The sequence below is a fragment of the Streptomyces sp. NPDC048479 genome (assembly GCF_040651435.1).
In the GTDB taxonomy this organism is placed as follows: domain Bacteria; phylum Actinomycetota; class Actinomycetes; order Streptomycetales; family Streptomycetaceae; genus Streptomyces.
Genome location: NZ_JBEZKA010000014.1, coordinates 221,459 through 227,570, shown reverse-complemented (window position 1 = coordinate 227,570; position 6,112 = coordinate 221,459). Strand labels below are relative to the sequence as shown.

At 70.0% G+C, this 6,112-nt stretch carries 6 protein-coding genes; 2 read left to right on the top strand and 4 right to left on the bottom strand.

Annotated elements, in window-relative coordinates; all coding sequences use genetic code 11:
• Window positions 1-98 precede the first annotated feature (98 nt).
• Window positions 99-1,103: a DMT family transporter gene (locus AB0D12_RS22860; RefSeq protein ID WP_362685760.1), complete on the bottom strand. Its 1,005-nt coding sequence runs from the start codon at window positions 1,101-1,103 to the stop codon at window positions 99-101.
• Window positions 1,104-1,141: 38 nt separating this feature from the next.
• Between AB0D12_RS22860 and AB0D12_RS22855 the strand changes: the two genes are divergently transcribed.
• Entirely contained in the window at window positions 1,142-2,122 is a 981-nt protein-coding gene (locus AB0D12_RS22855; protein WP_362685757.1) for a LysR family transcriptional regulator, read from the top strand.
• Between the two features lie 63 nt (window positions 2,123-2,185).
• Here AB0D12_RS22855 and AB0D12_RS22850 read toward each other — a convergent pair whose 3' ends face one another.
• A complete protein-coding gene (locus tag AB0D12_RS22850) occupies window positions 2,186-2,653 on the bottom strand; it encodes a pyridoxamine 5'-phosphate oxidase family protein (protein ID WP_362685754.1) in 468 nt (155 codons plus the stop codon).
• A gap of 137 nt (window positions 2,654-2,790) precedes the next feature.
• Here AB0D12_RS22850 and AB0D12_RS22845 point away from each other — a divergent pair, with 137 nt between their 5' ends.
• Window positions 2,791-3,441, top strand: coding sequence for a cysteine hydrolase (locus tag AB0D12_RS22845; RefSeq protein WP_362685751.1), 651 nt, complete (start codon window positions 2,791-2,793; stop codon window positions 3,439-3,441).
• Here the strand turns inward: AB0D12_RS22845 and AB0D12_RS22840 are convergent.
• Together AB0D12_RS22840 and AB0D12_RS22835 are read right to left on the bottom strand one after the other, a co-directional pair.
• Window positions 3,428-3,877, bottom strand: coding sequence for a Rieske (2Fe-2S) protein (locus tag AB0D12_RS22840; protein ID WP_362685749.1), 450 nt, complete (start codon window positions 3,875-3,877; stop codon window positions 3,428-3,430). The two genes, AB0D12_RS22845 and AB0D12_RS22840, sit on opposite strands and share 14 nt — an antisense overlap.
• Window positions 3,878-3,948: 71 nt before the next feature.
• Window positions 3,949-6,069 (bottom strand): prolyl oligopeptidase family serine peptidase, encoded by a 2,121-nt coding sequence (locus AB0D12_RS22835; protein ID WP_362685746.1) that lies wholly within the window; start codon window positions 6,067-6,069, stop codon window positions 3,949-3,951.
• Between the last annotated feature and the right edge of the window lie 43 nt (window positions 6,070-6,112).

Here is a 6,112-nt window from a genome sequence, read left to right as displayed (position 1 = left end):
CCTTCTTCATCAAGGCCGACAACTACTCGCCCTTCATCCCCCCGGCTCAGCCGACGCCCTCCGGAGGGGGCGGCGACCGGCCCGGCGCCGGCGCGCAGTTACGGCTGAACGGCAGGTGCGGGCGCCTTCGGGCGGCTCTGGGTGAGCGCCGCGCCCGCGAGGACGATCAGCGCGCCCACCGGGGTGTTCCAGCCCAGCTGCTCGTCCAGGACCGCGACGCCGGCCGCCGTGGCGATGACCGGGATGAAGTAGGTGACCATCTGCGCGGTCGTCGGGCCGACCTCGGCGACCAGGCCGTACTGGAGGAGCAGCGCGAAGCCGGTGCCCAGGGCACCGAGTGCGATCACCGCGAGCAGCGGGACGAACGGCATGGACGTCGGCAATGTGGTGAACAGCGGCGTTACCACCGCGAGTTGGACCGTCGCGAGGAACAGCTGGGCGCCGGTCAGGGAGAGGTTGGAGTTGCTGCTGCCGGCCAGGGTGCGGCGCACATAGATCCAGCCGATCGGATAGCTCAGTGAGGCGAGCAGGGCCATCGCCGTGCCGGTGAGGTCGAGCCCGGAGAAGCCCTGCCAGGCGCCGAGTACGGTCAGCACGCCGAGGAAGCCGATGCCGAGTCCGGCCACCCGGCGGCGCGTGGGCCGGTCCTCGGAGAGCGCGACCATGGACAGGGCCATGCCCCACAGCGGTGAGGTGGCGTTGCAGATGCCGGCCAGCGTCGAGGGGATCGTCAGCTCGGAGTAGGCGAAGAGTGAGAACGGCAGGGCGTTGAGGAGGAACGCGGCGACGGCGAGATGCATCCAGGTGCGAATCCCGCGCGGCAGCCGTTCCCGTCGCACCACCATGGCGACGGCCAGCACCGCCGTACCGAAGAGGAGCCGGCCGAAGGTGACCTGAAAGGGCGCGTACGCCCCGGTGCCGACCTTGATGAGCAGGAAGCTGAAGCCCCAGACGGTCGAGAGCACCGCGAACCTGATGCGCCAGTCGAGGGTTCGTCGGCTGTGTACGGGGCCGACGGGTGTGCGCGCGGGGGCCGAGGAGGTCCGGGAGGGGACGGCGGTGCTCATGCCGTCCACCATCGCGGCTTCAACCTCGTAGGACAAGCGAGAATTGTTTGAGCTGTTCACGTAGCATCGCTTACATGTTGAATCTGGAGCGCCTGCGGACCCTCGATGCGCTGGCCCGCCACGGCTCGGTGAGCGGAGCGGCCGACGGTTTGCATGTGACGACCTCGGCGGTCTCCCAGCAGATGGCGAAGCTCGAGCGGGAGGTGGGCCAGCAGCTGCTGGCGAAGAATGGGCGCGGCGTTCGCCTCACCGACGCCGGCCGGCTGCTCGCCGACCATGCCGCGCGCATCCTGTCCCAGGTCGAGCTTGCGCAGTCCGATATCGAGGCGCAGCGAGGAGAGGCGGTCGGCGAGGTGAGAGTGGGCGCCTTCCCGACCGCCGCCCGCGGGCTCTTCCCGGCGGCAATGACCTCTTTGCGCGCAGCCCACCCCGAACTGCGCGTCCGCTCACGCGAGGTGGAGCCGGAGCGGGCGATCAGAGAGGTGGTCAGAGGGGACCTCGACCTCGCGGTCGTGCTCGACTGGAGCAACAGGCGGCTGCCCGTGTCGGGCGGGCTCGCGCAGGTCCATCTCCTCGATGACGTTCCTGATGTGGCCATGCCCGCGGATCATCCTCTGGCGGGCCGGGCGGAGGTGGATCTCGAGGAGTTCGCCGACGACGACTGGGTGTCCTGGCCGGAAGGCGAATTCTGTTACGACTGGCTGATGTTCACGCTGCGCTCGAAGGGCTTCGAACCGCGGATCGCGCATATGGCGGAGGAGCACCATACGCAGCTGGCGCTCATCGAGGCGGGGCTCGGGGTGTGCGTCACGCCCAGGCTCGGGCGGGGCTGGGTGCCTGAGGGTGTGCGGCTGGTACCCGTGCGACAGCGGATGCGCAGGCATATCTACGCGGTGTGGCGGGCCGACGCGGACCGCCGCCCGTCGATCCGGGCGGCGGTCGAGGCGCTGCGCGAGGCTGCCGCTTCGGCTGCGGAGGGATCCGATTTCGGTTCGGTTGGATCCGACGGTTCGGTTGGATCCGACGGCTCGGCTGGATCCGACGGGTCGGCCTGATCGGCCTGATCGGGCGGATCCGAGGGATCCGGGGAATCCCGCGAGTCGGCTGCGTGAGGCAGATCAGAGGGCCGACAGCTTCCTGAAGTCCCAGGACGCGATCGCGTCGGGAGTCAGCCGCAGCCAGGCGTGCCTGCCGTCGTGCGGCATCTCGTCCATGTCGAAGTTCTTCCGTGCGAACAGCCTTTCCGACACTTCCAGTTCGGGGCACGGCTCACCCGTACGCGGGGCCTCGCCGACGAAGACGGCGGTGCCGGAGAGCTCGACGCCGCGCAGCTCGCCGTACTCCTCGCCGTCGTCGACCACGACGGCGAGCTGTGGGTTGTGCCGCAGTTCGGCCCAGCGGCGGCTGCGCGTGATGGAGTACAGCCACAGTGAGGTCCCGTCCCAGGCGAACCACAGTGCGCCCACATGCGGACGGCCGTCCGCGGAGACGGTGGCCACCCGGCAGGTGCGCTGCTCGGCCAGGAACTCGTCAAGCTCGCCGGGCGTCATCATGATGCGACGGCCCCGGCGCTGTGTGACGGCCATGAGCGGCCCCCTCCCTATGGCTGACTAAGTGTCAGAAATCATGGGGGCTCTTCCTTCATCACGCAATGGCCGTTACTGTCGCGCGCCCAGTCCCAGTCCCAGTCCCAGCGAGAGTTCCAGTGACATGAGGGGGAGCTGTGCCGTCCTTCGAACAGCTAGCGGAACAGCTGGACCCGACCAGCACGGTGCTGCTCACCGTCGAGTGCCAGCAGGGTGTCGTCGGCAAGGACAGCGCCCTGCCCGAACTCGCCGCTGTGGCCCGCTCGTCCGGCGCGCTCCTCAATGTGTCACGTCTGGTCGCGGGCGCTCATGAAGCCGGTGTACAGGTGCTGCACGCCGTCGCCGAGCGGCGGCCCGACGGGCGAGGCGCCAACCACAACGCTCGGCTTTTCCGGGCTGCCGGGCGGCTGCCCGTCCAGCAACACTCCGGCACGACGGCCGTCCGTGTCGTGGCGCCGATAGAGGTCGCGGACGAGGACCTCGTCGTACGGAGACTGCACGGCCTCTCGCCCCTCGCCGGCACCGACGTCGACGCCCTGCTGCGCAATCTCGGCTGCCGCAGCCTGCTGATCACAGGCGTCTCGGCGAACATCGCCATCCCCAACGCCGTCTTCGACGCCGTCAACCTCGGCTATACGGCGGTCGTTCCCGGCGACGCCATTGCGGGGGTCCCCGCCGACTACACCCCCGCGATGATCCGTAACACGCTCGCACTGGTTGCCACGATCACCACCACCGACGATGTGCTCGCCTGCTGGAAACGGTCGCGCCGCATCACACGAGCTTGATCGAGCCTCCGTCGACGGTGATCGACGCGGCGGGCAGCGGGGAAGTGGCCGGCCCGGTCTTGACGCTGCCGTCCGCCGCGTCGAACTGGCTGCCGTGGCACGGGCAGTGGATAGCGCCGTTGGAGACGTCCTTCACCGCGCAGCCCTGATGGGTGCACTTGGACGAGAACGCCTTGAACTCGCCCGGCTTCGGCTGAGTGACCACCACATCGCCGATGACCTTGCCGCCGCCCTCGGGTATGTCCGTGGTCTTGGCGAGAACCTTGCCGGCGACGTCCCCGCCTGCTTCGCCGCCGGCCGGCTTCTCGCCAACCGTCTGCCCGCCGTCGTCCGAGCCGCCGCACGCGGTCAGCGCGACGGCGAGACCGGCTCCGCCCACCGCGGCGACGACGGTACGGCGGGCGACGGTCCGCGCGGGCCCCTGCGATCCGGTCATGCTGGCTCCCTTTCAACGGCCGGCCTCGTCGGCCGGTTCGTGACGTGGTACGGGGAGCGGAGGCGAGATGTTCAAATTCTCAAGGATTTCTTGAGGAAGTCGACCTCGAGTGACAGAAGATTGCTGGCTGTGTCTTCCTGGGTGACCATATGGGTCGCTCCGGAGAGCGGGAGCACACTGTGCGGTCGGCCCGCGGCAAGCAGCGCGGAGGAGAAGCGCAGCATATGGGCGACAGTCACATTGTCGTCGGCGATGCCGTGCACCAGCAGCAGCGGGCGGGTCAACTTGTGGGCGTGTGCGACGAGTGAGCAGCGTTCGTAGGTCTCGGGCGTCACGTCCGGGTGGCCGAGGAACCGCTCCTCCCAGTGCGTGTCGTAGAGCCGGCGGTCGGTCGGGGCGCCGCCCGCGATCGCCGCGTGGAAGACCTCGGGGTGGCGCAGCACGGCACCGGCCGCGAGATAGCCGCCGTACGACCAGCCGCGGATCGCCACCGCGTCCAGATTCAGCTCGGAGTGGTGGGCGGCTGCCTCGCGCAGCGCGTCGATCTGGTCCTCGAGGACGGGCGTCAGCCGGTCGCCGTACACGGACTTCTCCCACTCGCGGCCGCGGCCGGGAGTGCCGCGGCCGTCCGTGACCAGCACGGCGAAGCCCTGCTCGGCGAACCACTGGGAGACGGCCGTCCACCAGCCGCGTGCCCGCACCACCAGCTGGATCCCGTGCCCGGAGTACGGATTGAGGAGTACCGGCAGCTTGCCGGAGCCGGGCTCGTACCAGGACGGGAGATACAGCTGGCTGCGCAACTGACGCTCGCCGAGCGTGAGGAAGACTGGGCACGGCACGATCCGGGGCTCCTCGGCGAGCACGGCGATCTGCCCGGCCGGCACTCCGTCGTGCAGCACGGTCACGGACTGCCCGTCGTCCGTCCTGCTGCTCAGCACGACCGTGTCGCCGCCGACCGCGGCGGTGTGGACGCCCGGCCCCGCGCTGACACGGACGAAGCCGGCGGCGGAGTCGTACGACCAGACGTGGGTCTCGGTCGGCTCCTCGCCGGCGGTGAAGAAGACCCGCTCCCCGACCGCGCCGAGGACCTCACGGACCTGGAGTCCGGCGGGGGTGGGGGTGCTCCCGATACGCAGGCCCTGTGTATCGTCCCGGCACCACGGGATGACGGGCGTGCCCGACGGGAGGCGAACCGGGGTGCCGGGCAGCAGCGACAGCCAGATGTGGTCGCGGGCGTGGTGCTGCAGTTCCGTCGCCCCGGTTCCGGGGTCCACGGTCAGGATGTACTCCGAGCGCTGGTCGCGGGTCTGCACGGAGATCAGGGGGCCGTGGCTGTCCCAGCCTGCTGTGGTGACGTACTCGAAGGCGGGGTCGGTCCACGCCGCGGGGAAGTGGTGCTCGTTCGCGGCGGCCGGGATCTTTACCCCAACCCGCTCGCCTTCCGGCCGGACGATGTGCAGTGACACCTTCGCGTTCGCCGTCCCCGCCGCCGGATACGGCATCGACCGCGGCGGCTTCGTCGGATTCGCCGGGTCCGCGATGTACCGGCGCTGCACCGGCGAGTTGTCGACCCGCGCGACCAGCAACGCGTCGCTGTCCGGCGACCACCAGTAGCCTCGCGACCGTCCGATCGACTCCGCCGAGACATGGTCGGAAAGCCCATAGGTCACCTCGGGCCCCTCCGGCGCGGCCAGCAGCCGGTCGTCCGTCCCGTCGGTCCGTACGACATGGAGGGCGCCGCCGGTGACGTAAGCGATCGAGGCACCGTCCGGGGCGGGGCGCGGGTCCACCACCGGTCCGGCGGGCGCGATCCTGTGCGGTTCTCCGCCGTCCGTGCGGACGACCCAGAGCTCACCGCCCAGTGCGAAGGCAACGACCCGGGCCTCCCGGTCGGTCGCGTACGCCACCACACCCGACGACATCTCCCTGGCGCGTTCCCTGCGGACCTTCTCCGCCTCCGGAATCTCCTCCTCCGTGGAGCCGCCGAGCGTTGGCGGGTCGGCGAGTATCCGCTCCTCGCCCGCCTCGTACAGCCACAGTCGGCTCACCGGGTCCGTGCCGCCCGTGCTGCGTACGAACAGCACGCGCGCACCGTCCGGCGAGACCGTGAACCGCTGCGGGACACCGAGCGAGAAGCGCCTGGTGCGGGCGAATTGGCGGGGGAATCCTTGGGCGTTGAGGTGGTCTTCCATGGGGCATCCTTGCCATCCCGCAAAGGCCATGCCAAGCGAATAT

What these genes read in the sequence shown, in the direction of transcription:
- AB0D12_RS22850 (WP_362685754.1), bottom strand. Translation starts at nt 2,653, where the DNA reads ATGGCCGTCACACAGCGCCGGGGCCGTCGCATCATGATGACGCCCGGC.
- AB0D12_RS22835 (WP_362685746.1), bottom strand. Translation starts at nt 6,069, where the DNA reads ATGGAAGACCACCTCAACGCCCAAGGATTCCCCCGCCAATTCGCCCGC.
- AB0D12_RS22840 (WP_362685749.1), bottom strand. Translation starts at nt 3,877, where the DNA reads ATGACCGGATCGCAGGGGCCCGCGCGGACCGTCGCCCGCCGTACCGTC.
- AB0D12_RS22855 (WP_362685757.1), top strand. Translation starts at nt 1,142, where the DNA reads ATGTTGAATCTGGAGCGCCTGCGGACCCTCGATGCGCTGGCCCGCCAC.